We start from the raw sequence: 13,575 nt of genomic DNA, 5'->3' as shown, positions 1-13,575 counted from the left end.
CGGCTCTCGGCCTGCTGGCCGGACTCGCTCCGCCCCCCTCGCCCCGGCCGTGGAGAACGACAGCGCGCGCCTGACCGCACCCGATCCCGTCCCTGCACAGCGCCGTGCTGGCAGGATGACGGCATGGAACGTGTACTTGGAATCGGTGGATACTTCCTGCGGGCCACCGACCCGGCGGCCCTGACCGCGTGGTACCGCGACTGCCTGGGCCTGGATGCCGACGACCACGGCCTGTGGCGTCAGCAGGCCGGGCCCACGGTCTTCGCGGCCTTCGAGTCCGAGACCGACTACTTCGGATCCCGCACCCAGCAGACCATGCTCAACTTCCGCGTCCGCGACCTGGACGCCATGCTGGCGCAACTCCGCGCCACGGGAGCGGACGTGGCCGAAGAGACGCAGGACATGGACGGTGTCGGCCGCTTCGGCTGGGTCACCGACCCGGAGGGCAACCGGATCGAACTGTGGCAGCCCGCCTGACGTGAACGCCGCAGGCCGGCAGGGGCGCCCCTGATCAGGGTCGGTGTCAGTGATGGTGACCGTGTCGGCCGAGGGTCTCCACGGGTGTCGCGCCGGGGCGGGTCCACTGCGGCACGGGGCGGCTGGTCGGGCCCCAGGTGGCGTTCCCGTCCGCGTCCGAGCGCCAGGACCAGCACGGGTTGTCCCCCTTGGGCCAGCCCTCGGGCTTGTCCTCCCAGGCCTCGCCGCGGCCGTACGGCGTCATGTCGAGCAGGCCGAGGGACCCGTTGACCCGCTCGTTGCCACGGCCCGTCGTGGAGTAGGTGAGGAACACGCGGTCGCCGTCACGCAGGTAGCTGGTGAGGTAACCCATGGGGCCGCCGGCCGGCCCCTTCACGTCGCGCACCGAGTACCAGGGCTGGGTGTAGCCCATGAACTCGAGGTAGGGGGCCACCTCGTCCCACCGGCCCGTCGTCAGGACGGCGAACGAGACGCTGCGGGCGTTGAGGTAGACGGCGTCCTTGAGGTGCCAGGCCGTGGTGGTGCAGCCCTCGCACTGCCCCTGGTGCGGTGCGGCGTCGTGCCACATGTGCTTGTAGACCACGAGCTCGTCGCGGCCCTCGAAGAGGTCCAGGAACGGGATCGGGCCGGCGGGTCCGACGACCTCGACCGTCCCGTCGAACTCCACCATCGGCAGCCGGCGGCGGGCCGCGGCGAGTGCGTCGCCCTCACGGGTGTGCGCCTTCTCGCGGACCAGCAGCTCGTCCCGGGCGGCCTGCCAGGTGGCCAGGTCGACGACGGGCGGGCGCCCGGGCAACGAGGTCGCGGATTCGTCCGGCGTGGTGGTCATGGTGTCCTCCGTGGTGTCCGGTACCGGGCAGCGTCGTACGACCGACTCCTACGACGGTCACCGGAACAGACTCCCGGCCCGGCCGAAACTCATCGCTGAGCTGCGCGGGCTCCGCGACCTGGCGGGAACAGAGGTCTGCCGGAGCCCGTAGCGGGCATGCGTACAGCGAAAGGCCGATCGGCGCGCTTCGAGCTGCGGACATCCTGGCACGGTGTTCCGGCACGGGCTGCCGGCCGGCCTCGCGTTCCCGTACCGGAAGAGGAGGTCTGCCTATGGTCGAGCATCCGAACACCCCTGCACCACCGCCCGCCGAGGAGGCCGCGGAGACCGAGGAGCAGCGGGCCCTGGACGAACGCAACAGGCGGCTGGCGCGTGCCGGTGTGACCCGTGCCGAAGAGCTGTTGCTGACGTACTACCGGCTCTCGTCGCGCGAGGAGTCGTTCGAGCTGCTGCGCGACACGTCCCAGCGGTTCAACCTCAAACTGCACACCCTGGCCGCGGCTGTCGTCCGTCTTCCCGTCCCCGAGGCGACGGCTCCGCGATGGCTTGCGGGACGCCCGCACGCGGGCCCTCCCCCGCTGCCCCTCCTGCACCGGAACGGAACGCGTCCGGAGGGCCACGGGGCGGTCCTGGACGCCGCGCTGCAGCGCACCCTGGACATCACCGGGACCGGTATGGGAAATGTGCAGCTGGTGGAGAACCGGCTGCTGCGCATGGTGCGGCACACCGGGCTGAACCGGCGCTTCACCGACTACTTCACCTTCGTCGACAACGGGTCCACCTCGTGCGCGCAGGCGGCCGAGGAAGTCCGGCAGGTCACCGTGAAGGACGTCGGCTCCTGCGACACCTTCGACGAACGCTCCCGGCAGACGATCCTGCAGGCCGGCAGCCGCGCCTGCCACAGCGTCCCCCTGGTCGGCCCGAAAGGGAACGTGGTCGGCATGATCTCCAGCCACCACGAACGTCCCCTGCACGAGCTCGCGCCGGCCCAGCTGTCGGCTCTGGAACAGCTCGGCGGACAGGTGGGCCGCTGGCTGCTCTGGCACCACAGCACCGTGGTGGTCGACGCCCTCAACCATCTCCATGTCCGGGCCACCCGCCGACGCTGAGCCCGCCTCCTGCCCGTCCCGGGCACCGAGGGGTGAGAGCATCCGTCTCATGAATGATGCGGGCGGTCGCGCGGCTCGATGGTGGGCGGCGCTGCGCCGCACGCCGGTGGCCGTCTGGAACGACGACATCACGGACTGGGCCGCCGCGCTGACCTATTACGCGGTCCTGGCCCTCTTCCCCGTACTGCTGGTGATCCTCTCGGTCCTGGGGCTGACCATCCCCACGGCCAGGCCGGAGGTCATCGACCGCATCGCGCAGGCGGCTCCGGCCGCGTCCCGTTCCCTGCTGCGCGGGACCCTGCGGCAGATGGCCGGGCAGTCGTCGGCGGCGTGGACACTGATCGTCCTGGGCGGGGCCGGAGCGCTGTGGTCGGGATCCAGCTATCTGAGCGTCTTCCGGCGGGCGTTGCACGCCATGTACCGGGTCAGCGCGCAACGGCCGCTCTGGCGGACCGCGCCACGCATCATCATCACGGCCCTCGTCCTGATCGTGCTGCTTCTCACGTCCGTTCTGGCGTTGTTCCTCACCGGCAGCCTGGCCGCGTTCCTGGGCCGGGCGCTGGAACTCGGTGGCGGGCCACAGGCGGTCTGGGACACGCTCCGGTGGCCACTCGTGGTCGTGGTCGCCGTCGTCATGGTGCTCGTCCTGTACCACTCGGGCCCCGAGCCCTCCCGCCGTGTCGGAAAGATGGCACCGGGCGGTGTGCTGGCGGTGGTCCTTCTGTTGGCCGTCTCGCTGGGCTGCACCGTCTACACCTCCCATGTCGGCAGCTACAACCGCCTCTACGGTTCGCTGGGAGGCGTCGTGGTCTTCCTGATCTGGCTGTGGCTGTCCAACCTGGCTCTGCTGATCGGCGCCCAGTTCAACGCGGAACTGGCGAAGACCGCTCAGCGAGAGTGAGCCGCACCTCAGGACGCGTCCGTGTTCCAGTCCAGGCGCAGGACGGCCAGGTCGTCGGTGTGGCGGTCCGCGTTGAGGGCGCGGGTGCGGGCGATGAGCCGGTCCAGATGGGTGCCGGGATCGGGCGTGTGCAGCGTGTCGATGAGGCGCAGCAGGCCGTCCACTCCGAGCCGGGCGCCCGTACCGTCCGCGAAGCCCTCGATGAGCCCGTCGGTGTAGGCGATGAGCGCTCCGTCGGCGGGCAGGGCCAGCGTGGTGGCGGGCCAGTGGCCCAGTCCGGGTGCGATGCCCAGCGCGATTCCGTGGGCGGCGCTGACCTGCCGGGTGCCCTCGGGGGTGACGAGCAGGGGTTCGTGGTGGCCGGCCAGGTGCAGGGTAAGGGTGGCGGCCTGCGGGTCCAGGGTGATCAGGGCGCAGGTGGTGAACAGGTCGCTGCCCGCGCGTTCGGCGATGTGTATCTGTTCCAGCAGGTGCAGCAGGCGCTGGGCGCGGTGGCCGCCGAGGGTGAGAGCGCGCCAGGCGATGCGCAGGCACACCCCGAGCGCGGCGGCGTCGGGGCCGTGACCGCTGACGTCTCCGATGATCGCGTGGACCTGGCCGTCGTCGGTCTGCACGACATCGAGGAAGTCACCGCCCAGCAGGGCCTGGGCCCGTCCGGGGTAGTAGCGGCTGGAGGCGGTGACGGCCGTGGTGGACAGCAGTGGTTCGGGCAGCAGGCCGCGTTCCAGGCGGGCGTTCTCCGCGGCGCGCAGGCGCCCGATCTGGAGGGCGGCGTTGGCGAGTTCGGCCTGCTTTCGCTGGACGGCGTAGCGGACGGCGCGCTGCATCAGGTCGGGTTCGACCTTGCCCTTGACGAGATAGTCCTGGGCGCCGACGGCCAGCGAGTCCACTCCGGCGCGGGGTTCGTCCAGGCCGGTCAGGACGATGATCGCGGCGCGGGTGTCCGCCTGGATGGTCCGGATCGTCTCCACCCCGGAGGCGTCGGGCAGGTGCAGGTCGAGCAGGACGCAGTCGACTGGCCGGGCCGCGAGTGCGCGGTGTGCTTCGGCGGCGGTGTGGCACCGCGTCAGGGTGTACGGCAGATCGGTGTCGTGGAGCAGTTCCTCGACCAGCAGGGCGTCTCCGTCGTCGTCCTCCACCAGCAGGACGTCGTACTGCTCGGCGTACTGCTCGCCACGGCCTGCGGATGGACCGGTCACGACTGTGTCTCTCTGTCCGGGACGGCCGTCGCGGCCGTGAGGGCGGAAAGGGCGGGAAGGGTGAAGACGACGCGGGTGCCGGGCCGGTGGTCGGGGTCGATGCCGATCGTGCCGCCGTGGAACTCCACGACCTTCTTGCACATCGCCAGACCGATGCCGGTGCCCGGATAGGCCTCCCTGGTGTGCAGCCGCTGGAAGATGACGAAGACCTTCTCCTGGAACTCGGGCTCGATACCGATCCCGTTGTCGCTGACCACGAACTCCCAGGTCCCGTCGGTCCCGGTCGCGCCGATGTGGATCCGCGGCGGCCGGTCGGGGTGCCGGAACTTGATCGCGTTGGACAGCAGGTTCCGCAGCAGCATGCCCAGCTGGGTCGCGTCGCCGAGCACGGTGGGCAGAGCGTCGTGGGTGATCTCGGCGCCGGTCTCCTCGACGCTCACGCTGAGGTCGTCCACGGTCGTGCTCAGCACCTCCTCCAGGTCCACGGTCCGTTGCTCGTTGTGGACGCGGCCGACCCGGGAGAAGGCCAGCAGGTCGTTGATGAGGTTCTGCATACGGTTGGCGCCGTCGACGGCGAAGGCGATGTACTGGTCGGCCTTCTCGTCCAGCTGCCCCCCGTAACGCCGTTGCAGGAGCTGGGTGAAGCTGGACACCTTGCGCAGCGGTTCCTGCAGGTCGTGCGAGGCGACGTAGGCGAACTGCTCCAGTTCCGTGTTGGACCGCTTCAGGTCCTCGGCCTGCTCGTCCAGCAGCCCGCGGGCCTCCTCGCTGAACCGCAGCTCCGCCACCAGGCGCAGGCGCATCGACTCCAGGTCGGAGGCGAGCCGTCGCAGGTCCGCGGGGCCGGTGCCGTCGAGGGAACGGTCGAAACGGCCCTGCGCCACTTCACGGGCGGCCGAGCCGAGCATGCCGAGGGGGCCGGTGACACCACGTCGCAGCCCCTCGAAGACGAGCCCGGCCACCAGCACGATGACGACGGCGATGACGGCGAACATCCAGTTCCGCAGGGTCACCGCCTGCCGCAGCTGACGGGTGGCCGTCGTCCGCTCCTGGTCCAGGTGGGCCTGCTGACGTGCCATCGCGCGGCGCAGGGAGTCGAACGAGGTCTTGCCCTCGTCGGCCCGTGCCGCGGCGACGGTCGCGGCCTCCTCGGGGGAGGCCGTCGCCACGGGGTGGGCGATGCGCTCCTGCCAGGTCCCGGCGAGTCTCTCCACCTCGGCCAGGTCCGCACGGGCCCGGCCGTCGTCGCCGAGCAGGGGCCGCAGCCGCTTGAGCGCCGCCTGCTCGCCGGCCACACCCTGCGCGTAGGGCTGCAGGAAGTCCCGTTGTCCGGACAGGCCGTAGCCGCGGACGCCGGTCTCCTGGTTGACCAGAGCCGCCTCGACCCGCATCGACTCGATCAGGGCGGGCGAACGCCGGTCCACCAGCGAGGTCGTGATCTGCGAGGTCCGCCACATGGCCCAGCCGCCCAGCGACCCCAGCACCGCGAGGACGACCAGGGTGGCGGCCACACCCACCCGCAGCCAGCGCCGGGTCGTCCAGCCCGCGAACGCGCCCACGGCGCCTGACGGCTTCCTTCTCATCGCGGTGGGCTGCTCCCTCGGCCAGCTGTTCCGGGCCGCACCTCGGCGCGCGGCAAGCACACTGTACTAGCGGCCCGACAACGCATGTTGTCCCCTCCTGGATCAACGCCCTAGGGTGATGGCATGCCTGCTCTCCCTCCCCCTCCCCGTCCGCCGAGTGGGGATGCGGACGTGCTGGTGACCCAGGTGGTGGACGAACTGACCCGGCTCCTCACGCAGGAGACCGCCCACCCTCCGGCGGAGCCCGTCGACACGGCGGGCGAGGCCCGCCGGCATGCTCTGCTGCGGTTGCGGGTACTCACCGGCGTCAAGGAGGCCGTCAGACACCTGGAGGACCAGGCCGCCCACGCCGCCGCCGCGAGCGGCGCCGGCTACCCGGAGATCGGCCGGGCCGTCAGTATGAGCCGCCAAGGAGCTCGGCGCCGCTGGCCCGGGCTGATCACGAACAGCACAGACCACTCGACCCGCCGCCCCACACACCGGAGTTCGTGAATCATGGCTGCCGCCGCAACCCGCCCGTACGACGTGCTGCTGGTCGAGGACGACGTCGCCGACGCGATGCTGATCCAGGACGCCCTCGCCGAGCGCGGTACGCGCAACCTCACCCAGGTCTCCGACGGTATCGAGGCCCTGGACTTCCTGCGCGACCCGGCCAACGAGCGCCCGGACCTCATCGTGCTCGACCTCAACATGCCCCGGATGAACGGGCGCGAGTTCCTCGCCGTGGTCAAGGAGGACGCGGATCTGCGGACCATCCCGGTCGTCGTACTGACCACGTCCGTGGCTCCCGACGACGTCAACGGCGCGTACCAGCACCACGCCAACGCCTATGTCACCAAGCCCGTCAACCTGGAGGAGTTCGAGACGGCCGTCCGCAGCATCGACGCCTTCTACCTCGACATCGCCGTCAAGCCTCCCAGGGAGTAGGGGCATCCGATCGTGACCGGCGTGCGGCCGCGCCTGTTCCGGGTGCGGTCGACGCACGGCAAGGGCGCGTGCTGACCGGGTCGCCGGAGTCCGGAGACCGGGCGAGGAATTCCCCGCAGCCGGTCCGGCGGTCCTGAGGGCGGTGGCCGGGGCCGTGTCAGGTGCTGCGGTCCTCCGGTCGCCGCGGGGACTGTCCGTATGTCTCGCGGTGGACGCGGCGGAAGTGGCCGGGGTCGGCGAACTGCCGGCGGGCCGCGACCTCGGCGACGGTGTACGGGCTGCCGGGGCGGCCGAGTTCGCGGCGGGCGCCTTCGAGACGGCGGCGGCGCACGTAGGCCATGAGGGACTCGCCGTCGGCGAAGGCACGGTGCAGGGTGCGGACGGAGACGTTCAGCGCCCGGGCGATGTCGGCCGGGGTCAGGTCCGGGTCCCGCAGTCCGCCGTCGGCGTATGCCGTGGCCGCGGCGCGCAGGGACCGTGGCGGCACCGCGAAGGACGCGTGGGTCCGGATGACCCCGGTCAGCAGCACGGCCGACGCCGCGCCGGCCGCGTGGGCCACGAGGGCGAGCCGCGCGACGCCGTCGCGGTCGCCTCGATGGTCGGCCTCGCGGTCGTCGCGCCCATGCTCGGCATGGCCCGGGCGGCCCTGGACCTGACCCTGGCCACCGCGGCTCGCAAGCCGATGTCCCTGACCGTCTACGAGCGCCTCGCCGACTCGCCGAGCGTCCAGCTCGCCGTGGCCGACGCCGCTTCCCTCGTCGACACCGCCCAACTGCACGCCTAGCGGGCCGCCGACGACCTCGACCGCGCCGCCGCCGAGGCCGGGCAGCTCACGGTGGAGGAGCGGGCCCGGGTCCGGATGGACACGGCCGTCGCCGCGATCCGCAGCCGCGAGGCGGTGGACCGTCTGGTCTACCGTGTCCGGCGCGAGCACCTTCGCCCTGGCCAATCCGCTGCAGCGGATCCGGCGCGACCTCGGTACCGCCTCCCGCCACGGCGTCGTCAACCCCGACCTGGGCCGGGAGATCTACGGCCGCAGCCTGCTGGGCATCGCCGAACAGCCCACCTTCGTCATCTGACACCGTCGATGGTGGCGATCAGGTGGTGGGGGCGTTTGGCCGGTGACCCGCCCGGCTACCCATGGCGCATGATTCCCTCCCGGGTCGACGAGACCCTGCCGGAGCTGGCCCCGTTCGTCCACGCGGTGCAGGGGCGGCGGCCCGACGACGGTACGTGGTGCGAGGCGTGGACGGTGCGGGACGTCCTGGCCCACCAGACGGGCAACGCCGAGGAACTCGCCCGGGTGCTCCAGGCGTTCCTCGACCGGTCGCCGGTGGAGACCAGGGGCTTCGAGCGGGAGGCCCCCTATCGTCGGATGTCCGACGCCGAACTCTGGGCGGCGTTCCTGAGCCGTTGCGAGAAGCTCACCGAGGTCGCCGCGGCCGCCGCACAGGACCTGTCCCCCGACACGGAGGTGCGGTGGACCGGGCGGTCGGTGAAGGTCCCGTTCTTCGCGGAGCACATGCGGGAGGAACTGATCCTGCACCGCTGGGACCTGACCGGCGACGACCGGACCGCGGTGCGGGCGCTCAGCGAGCCGTGGATGACGGAGCACAGCGTGGTGCAGGTCGGCCGGCCACTGCTGGAACGGGGCCGCGCCGGTCTGGATCTCGGGCCCGGGGGACGGGTCGAGGGCCGGCTGCGCACGCCGGGCATGGACGACGTCGTGGTGACCGCCGACACGGACGGCGCCGGCATCCGGCTCGCCGCGCCCGAGGGCCCCGCGACGATCGAGAGCGACGCGGCCGTACGCGTCCTGCTGCTGTGGGGCCGTCGCCCCGCCGACCCCTCGCGCTGGTACAGCTCCGCGGGACCGGACACCCTGGGCAGGGTGCGCGCCCTCCTCAGCGGCTACTGAGACCGACCCGGCGGCTGCTGAGAGACCCTCCCGCCCGGCGGGCCGGCTCCCGTCAGGAGTCGACCCGGCGCTGTTCGGCCGCGCCGTGGCGCTCGGCCTCGTCCTGGACCAGCATCGACAGCAGCGCGGCCACGGTCAGGCCCGCCTCGGCCGGGTGGCGCAGGACCTTGCCCGGGTCGATCCGGTAGTGGTTGGTGCGGCCGTTGCGGGTGTGGGAGAGGTAACCGTCCTGCTCCAGATCCGAGATGATCTTCTGGACGGCGCGTTCGGTGAGCCGGCAGCGCGCGGCGATGTCACGGATCCGCACGTTGTGGTTGTCGGCGATGCTGGCCAGGACCCGTGCGTGATTGGTCACGAACGTCCACCCCGTATGCGGCTCAGGAACTCCGTCGTCTCCCGTCATGGCCAAATCGTACGGCTACACGTTCACACATCCAAAAACACGAAAGGAAATTCGCGTATGTCTTGACGTGTCACGGGGAACGCACGACCCTGGAGGAAGAGTTGGGGAGGAGGCGACCATGCCGGAAACGCCCTTTGAAGGGCCGTCGACGAGCCCGTGCTGTGCCCTCAGCCCGTCATCGTCCGCCGGCGCTCTGCGGGTGTGGACGGGACCGGACGGCGGACGGGTGACGGTCACCGTGAGCGGGGAGTGCTCTCTCGACGAGAGCGAGCACCTACGGCGTGCCCTGCGCAACGCCCTCACCAGGTCGGTCCACGGCGTGGACCTGGACCTCGGCGGACTGGTGTTCGCGGACTGCGCCGCGCTCAACGTCCTGCTGGCGCTTCGGAGTCAGGCCGTCGCGGCGGGCAAGACCGTGGTCGTCACCGCCGCCGGCACCGCCGTGGAACGCCTGCTCACCCTCACGGACACATACGAACTCTTCTCGTCGGCGCACGACCACACCGATCGGCGCGAGGACCCCGATCCGGGCGATCACACCGGTCCGTGCACGGACACCGGCGACCGGCTGCTCCAGACCGAGGTCGTCCAGCTCCGGCGTGCGCTGCGGACCCGGCCGGACATCGACATGGCCCGCGGAATCCTCATGGCGTCCTTCGGTCTGAAGGCCGACCAGGCGTGGGAGGTGCTGGTCTCGGCCTCCCAGCACACCAACACCAAGCTGCACCGCCTGGCCCAGGACGTGGTGACGGCGGTACGGGGTGCGCCGCTGCGGGATACCGTGCAGAAGCAGCTCACGGCCGCCGTCGCCAGAACCCGTGGGCCCGGCGGTCCGTAGCCGCGCGGCTCAGCTCGGGCTCATCGGCCGAGGCGGCCCTCGCGGCACAGCAGCCGTATGCCCTGGACCAGCGTCAGCGGCCACACCACGGCGAAGCACCACAGCACCACGGGGGCCGAGGGGCGTATCCCCATGACGGCCAGGAACAGCGAGGCCGCCGTCAGCAGGGCGACAGCCGGCCGCAGCCGGACCAGGCCGCGCCGAGCGCGCATCCGGCGCATGAAGCGGCGGTCGGCTCGCAGCTCCGCCTCGATCCGCGACAGGACGAGACGTTCGTGCGGCGAGAGCCGAACGTCCTTCGAGGGTTCCGCAGCTTCGGCCACGATGACGGCACCTCCCGGGGCGGTGTCAGCGGCCGAGTGCCCGCGATACGGCGGCTGATACCGCCGTCCCGGACGGCGGGTGGCCGACCGCCGCCGTCGGCTTCGGCGGGACCTCTTACGGAGTCGTGACGTACGGGCGCGCTCGCGTGGTCCGGCGCCCGTGCGGGCCTAGCGTGGCGGTATGCGTGTACTGGTCACCGGCGGTGCCGGGTTCATCGGGTCCCATGTCGTCGAGGCGCTGACGGCGCGCGGGCACGAGGCGGTCGTGTTCGACGTGCGCGACGATCCGGGCGCCGACGTGCGCAATCCGGCGGCGGTCGGGCGGGCGCTCGCGGGCGTGGACGCGGTCTGCCATCAGGCCGCGATGGTCGGTCTTGGGGTGGGCTTCGGGGACGCGGCGGAGTACGTCTCCCGCAATGACCTCGGTACGGCCGTGCTGCTCTCCGCGATGGCCGAGGCGGGGGTACGGCAGCTCGTGCTGGCCGGGTCGATGGTCGTGTACGGGGAGGGCCGGTACGAGTGTCCGCGCCACGGTGTCGTACGACCGGGGCCGCGCGCGGTCGCCGACCTGGAGGCCGGGCGGTTCGAGCCGAACTGTCCCGTGTGCGGCGCCGAGCTGGCACCGGGGCTGGTCGCCGAGGACGCGCCGGTCGATCCACGCAATGTGTACGCCACGACCAAGCTGGCCCAGGAGCATCTGGCCGCCGCCTGGGCCCGGTCGACGGGCGGTTCGGCGGTGTCCCTGCGCTACCACAACGTGTACGGCCCCCGGATGCCCCGTGACACCCCCTACGCCGGCGTGGCCTCCTTCTTCCGTTCGGCGCTCGCCCGGGGTGAGGCCCCCCGGGTGTTCGAGGACGGGCGGCAGCGCCGGGACTTCGTGCACGTCCGGGACGTGGCCGCCGCCAACGCGGTGGCCCTGGAGGCGCGGCCGGAGCCGGGTGCGCTGACCGCGTACAACACCGGCAGCGGCGAGCCGCACACCGTCGGCGAGATGGCCCGCGCGCTGGCCGACGCCCACGGCGGGCCGCTGCCGGTGGTCACCGGGGAGTTCCGGCTCGGGGACGTACGGCACATCACGGCCGACTCCTCGCGGCTGCGGGCCGAGCTGGGCTGGAAGGCCGAGGTCGGCTTCGCCGAGGGGATGCGGGAGTTCGCGCGGGTGCGGTGAGCTACGGCGCCGTCGGCAGCGTGACCTCGAAGCGGCAGCCGCCCGGGATGTTGTGTACGGTGGCCCGCCCCTGGTGGGCCTCCACGATCCCGCGCACGATGGCAAGGCCGAGTCCTGCTCCGGCAGGGGGCGTCCGCGCGTGACTGCCGCGCCAGCCGGTGTCGAAGACGCGGGGCAGGTCCTCCTCGGGGATACCGCCGCAGCCGTCCGTGACGGACAGGACGACCCCCTCGGGACCCCGCTCGGCGGCGACCGCGACCGTGCCGTCGGGCGGCGTCCGGCGGATGGCGTTCACCAGCAGATTGCCCAGCACCCGGCTCATCTCCTTGCCGTCCACCTCGACCGGCACCGGCTCCACCCGGTCGCCGACCAGCCGTACGCCGTGCTCACGCGCCAGCGGGTCGGCGCCCGCGAGCGCGTCGCCGACGAGGTCGTACAGCGACATCCGGCTCGGGCTCAGCGCGAGGGTCCCGGCGTGGATGCGGGAGAGTTCGAAGAGGTCGCCGACCATGTCGTTGAGGCGTTCGACCTCGGTGCGGATCTGCTTCAGGTAGCGGTCCGGGTCGGTGGCGACGCCGTCCTCCAGCGCCTCCGACATGGCGCGCAGACCGGCGAGCGGGGTGCGCAGGTCGTGCGAGATCCAGGCGACCAGTTCCCGGCGCGAGGTCTCCAATGCGCGCTCCCGCTCCCGGGATTCGGCGAGCCTTGCGCTGGTGGCCGCCAACTCGCGGCTTACCGCGGCCAGTTCGGCGGTGGCCGGGGCCGCGGGTGCGGCGAAGTCGCCCTCCTCACCGAACGAGCGTGCGGCGAGGGCGAGTTCGCGGCTGCGGGCGCCGACCCAGCGGCCCAGTATCAGCGCGCTGGCAAGGGACACCGCGGCCGCCATCGCGACCACCGTGGTCACCACCGACAGGTCGTGCGAGGAGAGGAACATCGCCCAGGCGACGGCCAGGGTGCCGGCGAGCATCGCGACCACGCCGACGGCGGCGACCACGGCGATGGACAGGGTGAGCGAGCGGCGCCGGAGCAGGCGCAGCGCGGCCGCTCCGGCGAGCCCGGTGAGGGCGGCGCCCGCCAGGGCGTAGAGAGCGATCAGCAGGGTGTCGCGCATGTCAGTCCATCCCCTGCTCGTCGGCCTCGGGGTCGAAGCGGTAGCCGACGCCCCACACCGTCTGGATCAGGCGCGGCCGGGCCGGGTCGTCCTCGACCTTGGCGCGCAGCCGGCGGACATGGACGGTGACGGTGGACAGGTCACCGAAATCCCAGCCCCACACCTCGCGCATCAGGTCCTCCCTGCTGAACGCCCGCCCGGGGTGCCGCAGGAAGAAGGCGAGGAGGTCGAACTCGCGCAGGGTGAGGGCGAGTTCGGTGCCGTTCCTGGTGGCGCGACGGGCGCTCGGGTCGAGGGTGAGGCCGGCGGTGGAGAAGGAGTGCGCGGCGGGCGCGGGACGGGCGCGGCGCAGCACCGACTCCACCCGCAGGACCAGTTCACGGGGACTGAAGGGCTTGGTGACGTAGTCGTCGGCGCCGACCTCCAGGCCCATGATCCGGTCGTCCTCGTCGCCACGCGCGGTGAGCATGATGACCGGGACGGGGGCGCGGCCGCGCAGCCGCCGGCAGACCTCCAGGCCGTCCATGCCGGGCAGCATCAGGTCGAGCACCACCAGGTCCGGCCAGTGGGCGGCGGCGCGGGTCAGCGCGGTGGGGCCGTCGTCGGCGTGGTCGACCAGGTACCCGGCGCGGTCGAGATACCCGGTGACGACCTCGGCGACGGTCGGATCGTCGTCGACGACCAGGACCCGGGCGGCACCGGTGGTGGCCCGGTCCTCGGTGAGCTCGTACGGCTGCTGCATGCCTCCACCCTCGCACCGGGCCGTCGCGGGTGTCGCGCCCGAGG

Annotated in this window: 18 protein-coding genes; 10 read left to right on the top strand and 8 right to left on the bottom strand. The window is 72.2% G+C overall.

What is annotated here, in order from left to right; genetic code table 11:
* Positions 1-123: 123 nt before the first annotated feature.
* Positions 124-477, top strand: coding sequence for a VOC family protein (locus tag ABTY98_RS25195; RefSeq protein ID WP_352223221.1), 354 nt, complete (start codon positions 124-126; stop codon positions 475-477).
* A gap of 46 nt (positions 478-523) precedes the next feature.
* Here the strand turns inward: ABTY98_RS25195 and ABTY98_RS25190 are convergent, their stop codons facing one another.
* Positions 524-1,306 (bottom strand): DUF899 family protein, encoded by a 783-nt coding sequence (locus ABTY98_RS25190; protein WP_352223220.1) that lies wholly within the window; start codon positions 1,304-1,306, stop codon positions 524-526.
* Positions 1,307-1,578: 272 nt separating this feature from the next.
* Between ABTY98_RS25190 and ABTY98_RS25185 the strand changes: the two genes are divergently transcribed.
* Positions 1,579-2,415 carry an ANTAR domain-containing protein gene (locus ABTY98_RS25185; RefSeq protein ID WP_352223219.1) on the top strand — a complete coding sequence of 279 codons (837 nt, stop codon included), beginning with the start codon at positions 1,579-1,581 and terminating at the stop codon, positions 2,413-2,415.
* A 49-nt stretch (positions 2,416-2,464) separates the two neighbouring features.
* Entirely contained in the window at positions 2,465-3,316 is an 852-nt protein-coding gene (locus tag ABTY98_RS25180; RefSeq protein WP_352223217.1) for a YihY/virulence factor BrkB family protein, read from the top strand.
* 8 nt (positions 3,317-3,324) lie between these two features.
* Here the strand turns inward: ABTY98_RS25180 and ABTY98_RS25175 are convergent, their stop codons facing one another.
* Both ABTY98_RS25175 and ABTY98_RS25170 read right to left on the bottom strand, forming a co-directional pair.
* Positions 3,325-4,515, bottom strand: coding sequence for a PP2C family protein-serine/threonine phosphatase (locus tag ABTY98_RS25175; RefSeq protein WP_352223216.1), 1,191 nt, complete (start codon positions 4,513-4,515; stop codon positions 3,325-3,327).
* Positions 4,512-6,098 (bottom strand): sensor histidine kinase, encoded by a 1,587-nt coding sequence (locus ABTY98_RS25170; protein ID WP_352223215.1) that lies wholly within the window; start codon positions 6,096-6,098, stop codon positions 4,512-4,514. The genes ABTY98_RS25175 and ABTY98_RS25170 overlap by 4 nt, the downstream gene beginning before the upstream one ends.
* 171 nt (positions 6,099-6,269) lie before the next feature.
* Here ABTY98_RS25170 and ABTY98_RS25165 point away from each other — a divergent pair, with 171 nt between their 5' ends.
* Both ABTY98_RS25165 and ABTY98_RS25160 read left to right on the top strand, forming a co-directional pair.
* Positions 6,270-6,590 carry a hypothetical protein gene (locus tag ABTY98_RS25165; RefSeq protein ID WP_352223214.1) on the top strand — a complete coding sequence of 107 codons (321 nt, stop codon included), beginning with the start codon at positions 6,270-6,272 and terminating at the stop codon, positions 6,588-6,590.
* Between the two features lie 3 nt (positions 6,591-6,593).
* Positions 6,594-7,025: a response regulator gene (locus tag ABTY98_RS25160; protein WP_352223213.1), complete on the top strand. Its 432-nt coding sequence runs from the start codon at positions 6,594-6,596 to the stop codon at positions 7,023-7,025.
* A 157-nt stretch (positions 7,026-7,182) separates the two neighbouring features.
* Here the strand turns inward: ABTY98_RS25160 and ABTY98_RS25155 are convergent, their stop codons facing one another.
* Positions 7,183-7,584, bottom strand: a complete 402-nt coding sequence (locus ABTY98_RS25155; RefSeq protein WP_352223212.1) for a helix-turn-helix domain-containing protein — start codon at positions 7,582-7,584, stop codon at positions 7,183-7,185.
* On the opposite strand from ABTY98_RS25155, the gene ABTY98_RS25150 reads away from it, so the two are divergent.
* From ABTY98_RS25150 to ABTY98_RS25140, 3 genes are all read left to right on the top strand, one after another.
* Positions 7,576-7,809 carry an acyl-CoA dehydrogenase family protein gene (locus ABTY98_RS25150; RefSeq protein WP_352223211.1) on the top strand — a complete coding sequence of 78 codons (234 nt, stop codon included), beginning with the start codon at positions 7,576-7,578 and terminating at the stop codon, positions 7,807-7,809. The two genes, ABTY98_RS25155 and ABTY98_RS25150, sit on opposite strands and share 9 nt — an antisense overlap.
* Positions 7,810-7,942: 133 nt before the next feature.
* Positions 7,943-8,104, top strand: a complete 162-nt coding sequence (locus ABTY98_RS25145) for a hypothetical protein (RefSeq protein ID WP_352223210.1) — start codon at positions 7,943-7,945, stop codon at positions 8,102-8,104.
* Positions 8,105-8,172: 68 nt separating this feature from the next.
* Positions 8,173-8,943 (top strand): maleylpyruvate isomerase N-terminal domain-containing protein, encoded by a 771-nt coding sequence (locus tag ABTY98_RS25140; RefSeq protein ID WP_352223209.1) that lies wholly within the window; start codon positions 8,173-8,175, stop codon positions 8,941-8,943.
* A 52-nt stretch (positions 8,944-8,995) separates the two neighbouring features.
* On the opposite strand, the gene ABTY98_RS25135 is transcribed toward ABTY98_RS25140, so the two are convergent.
* On the bottom strand, positions 8,996-9,346 hold the full coding sequence (locus ABTY98_RS25135; protein WP_352223208.1) for a helix-turn-helix transcriptional regulator: 351 nt from the start codon (positions 9,344-9,346) through the stop codon (positions 8,996-8,998).
* Positions 9,347-9,464: 118 nt separating this feature from the next.
* On the opposite strand from ABTY98_RS25135, the gene ABTY98_RS25130 reads away from it, so the two are divergent.
* Positions 9,465-10,184, top strand: a complete 720-nt coding sequence (locus ABTY98_RS25130; protein WP_352223207.1) for an ANTAR domain-containing protein — start codon at positions 9,465-9,467, stop codon at positions 10,182-10,184.
* 20 nt (positions 10,185-10,204) lie between these two features.
* Here the strand turns inward: ABTY98_RS25130 and ABTY98_RS25125 are convergent, their stop codons facing one another.
* Positions 10,205-10,507 carry a DUF3040 domain-containing protein gene (locus ABTY98_RS25125; RefSeq protein WP_352223205.1) on the bottom strand — a complete coding sequence of 101 codons (303 nt, stop codon included), beginning with the start codon at positions 10,505-10,507 and terminating at the stop codon, positions 10,205-10,207.
* A 181-nt stretch (positions 10,508-10,688) separates the two neighbouring features.
* Between ABTY98_RS25125 and ABTY98_RS25120 the strand changes: the two genes are divergently transcribed.
* Positions 10,689-11,678 carry an NAD-dependent epimerase/dehydratase family protein gene (locus ABTY98_RS25120; RefSeq protein ID WP_352223204.1) on the top strand — a complete coding sequence of 330 codons (990 nt, stop codon included), beginning with the start codon at positions 10,689-10,691 and terminating at the stop codon, positions 11,676-11,678.
* Between the two features lies 1 nt (position 11,679).
* Here ABTY98_RS25120 and ABTY98_RS25115 read toward each other — a convergent pair whose 3' ends face one another.
* Together ABTY98_RS25115 and ABTY98_RS25110 are read right to left on the bottom strand one after the other, a co-directional pair.
* The gene (locus ABTY98_RS25115; RefSeq protein ID WP_352223203.1) at positions 11,680-12,789 is read right to left on the bottom strand and encodes a sensor histidine kinase; all 1,110 of its coding nucleotides are present in this window, start codon (positions 12,787-12,789) and stop codon (positions 11,680-11,682) included.
* Position 12,790: 1 nt separating this feature from the next.
* Complete coding sequence (locus tag ABTY98_RS25110) at positions 12,791-13,531, bottom strand: response regulator transcription factor (RefSeq protein ID WP_352223202.1); 741 nt, start codon at positions 13,529-13,531, stop codon at positions 12,791-12,793.
* Positions 13,532-13,575 lie beyond the last annotated feature (44 nt).

The sequence above is a fragment of the Streptomyces sp. NPDC096040 genome, assembly GCF_040303265.1.
Classification (GTDB): Bacteria; Actinomycetota; Actinomycetes; order Streptomycetales; family Streptomycetaceae; genus Streptomyces.
Note: the sequence above shows the minus strand (reverse complement) of the source record. Positions and strands in the feature narration are given on the sequence as shown.

Coding starts and splice junctions, on each gene's coding strand:
- ABTY98_RS25195 (WP_352223221.1), top strand. CDS start 124: ATGGAACGTGTACTTGGAATCGGTGGATACTTCCTGCGGGCCACCGAC.
- ABTY98_RS25190 (WP_352223220.1), bottom strand. CDS start 1,306: ATGACCACCACGCCGGACGAATCCGCGACCTCGTTGCCCGGGCGCCCG.
- ABTY98_RS25185 (WP_352223219.1), top strand. CDS start 1,579: ATGGTCGAGCATCCGAACACCCCTGCACCACCGCCCGCCGAGGAGGCC.
- ABTY98_RS25180 (WP_352223217.1), top strand. CDS start 2,465: ATGAATGATGCGGGCGGTCGCGCGGCTCGATGGTGGGCGGCGCTGCGC.
- ABTY98_RS25170 (WP_352223215.1), bottom strand. CDS start 6,098: ATGAGAAGGAAGCCGTCAGGCGCCGTGGGCGCGTTCGCGGGCTGGACG.
- ABTY98_RS25160 (WP_352223213.1), top strand. CDS start 6,594: ATGGCTGCCGCCGCAACCCGCCCGTACGACGTGCTGCTGGTCGAGGAC.
- ABTY98_RS25140 (WP_352223209.1), top strand. CDS start 8,173: ATGATTCCCTCCCGGGTCGACGAGACCCTGCCGGAGCTGGCCCCGTTC.
- ABTY98_RS25135 (WP_352223208.1), bottom strand. CDS start 9,346: ATGACGGGAGACGACGGAGTTCCTGAGCCGCATACGGGGTGGACGTTC.
- ABTY98_RS25130 (WP_352223207.1), top strand. CDS start 9,465: ATGCCGGAAACGCCCTTTGAAGGGCCGTCGACGAGCCCGTGCTGTGCC.
- ABTY98_RS25120 (WP_352223204.1), top strand. CDS start 10,689: ATGCGTGTACTGGTCACCGGCGGTGCCGGGTTCATCGGGTCCCATGTC.
- ABTY98_RS25115 (WP_352223203.1), bottom strand. CDS start 12,789: ATGCGCGACACCCTGCTGATCGCTCTCTACGCCCTGGCGGGCGCCGCC.
- ABTY98_RS25110 (WP_352223202.1), bottom strand. CDS start 13,531: ATGCAGCAGCCGTACGAGCTCACCGAGGACCGGGCCACCACCGGTGCC.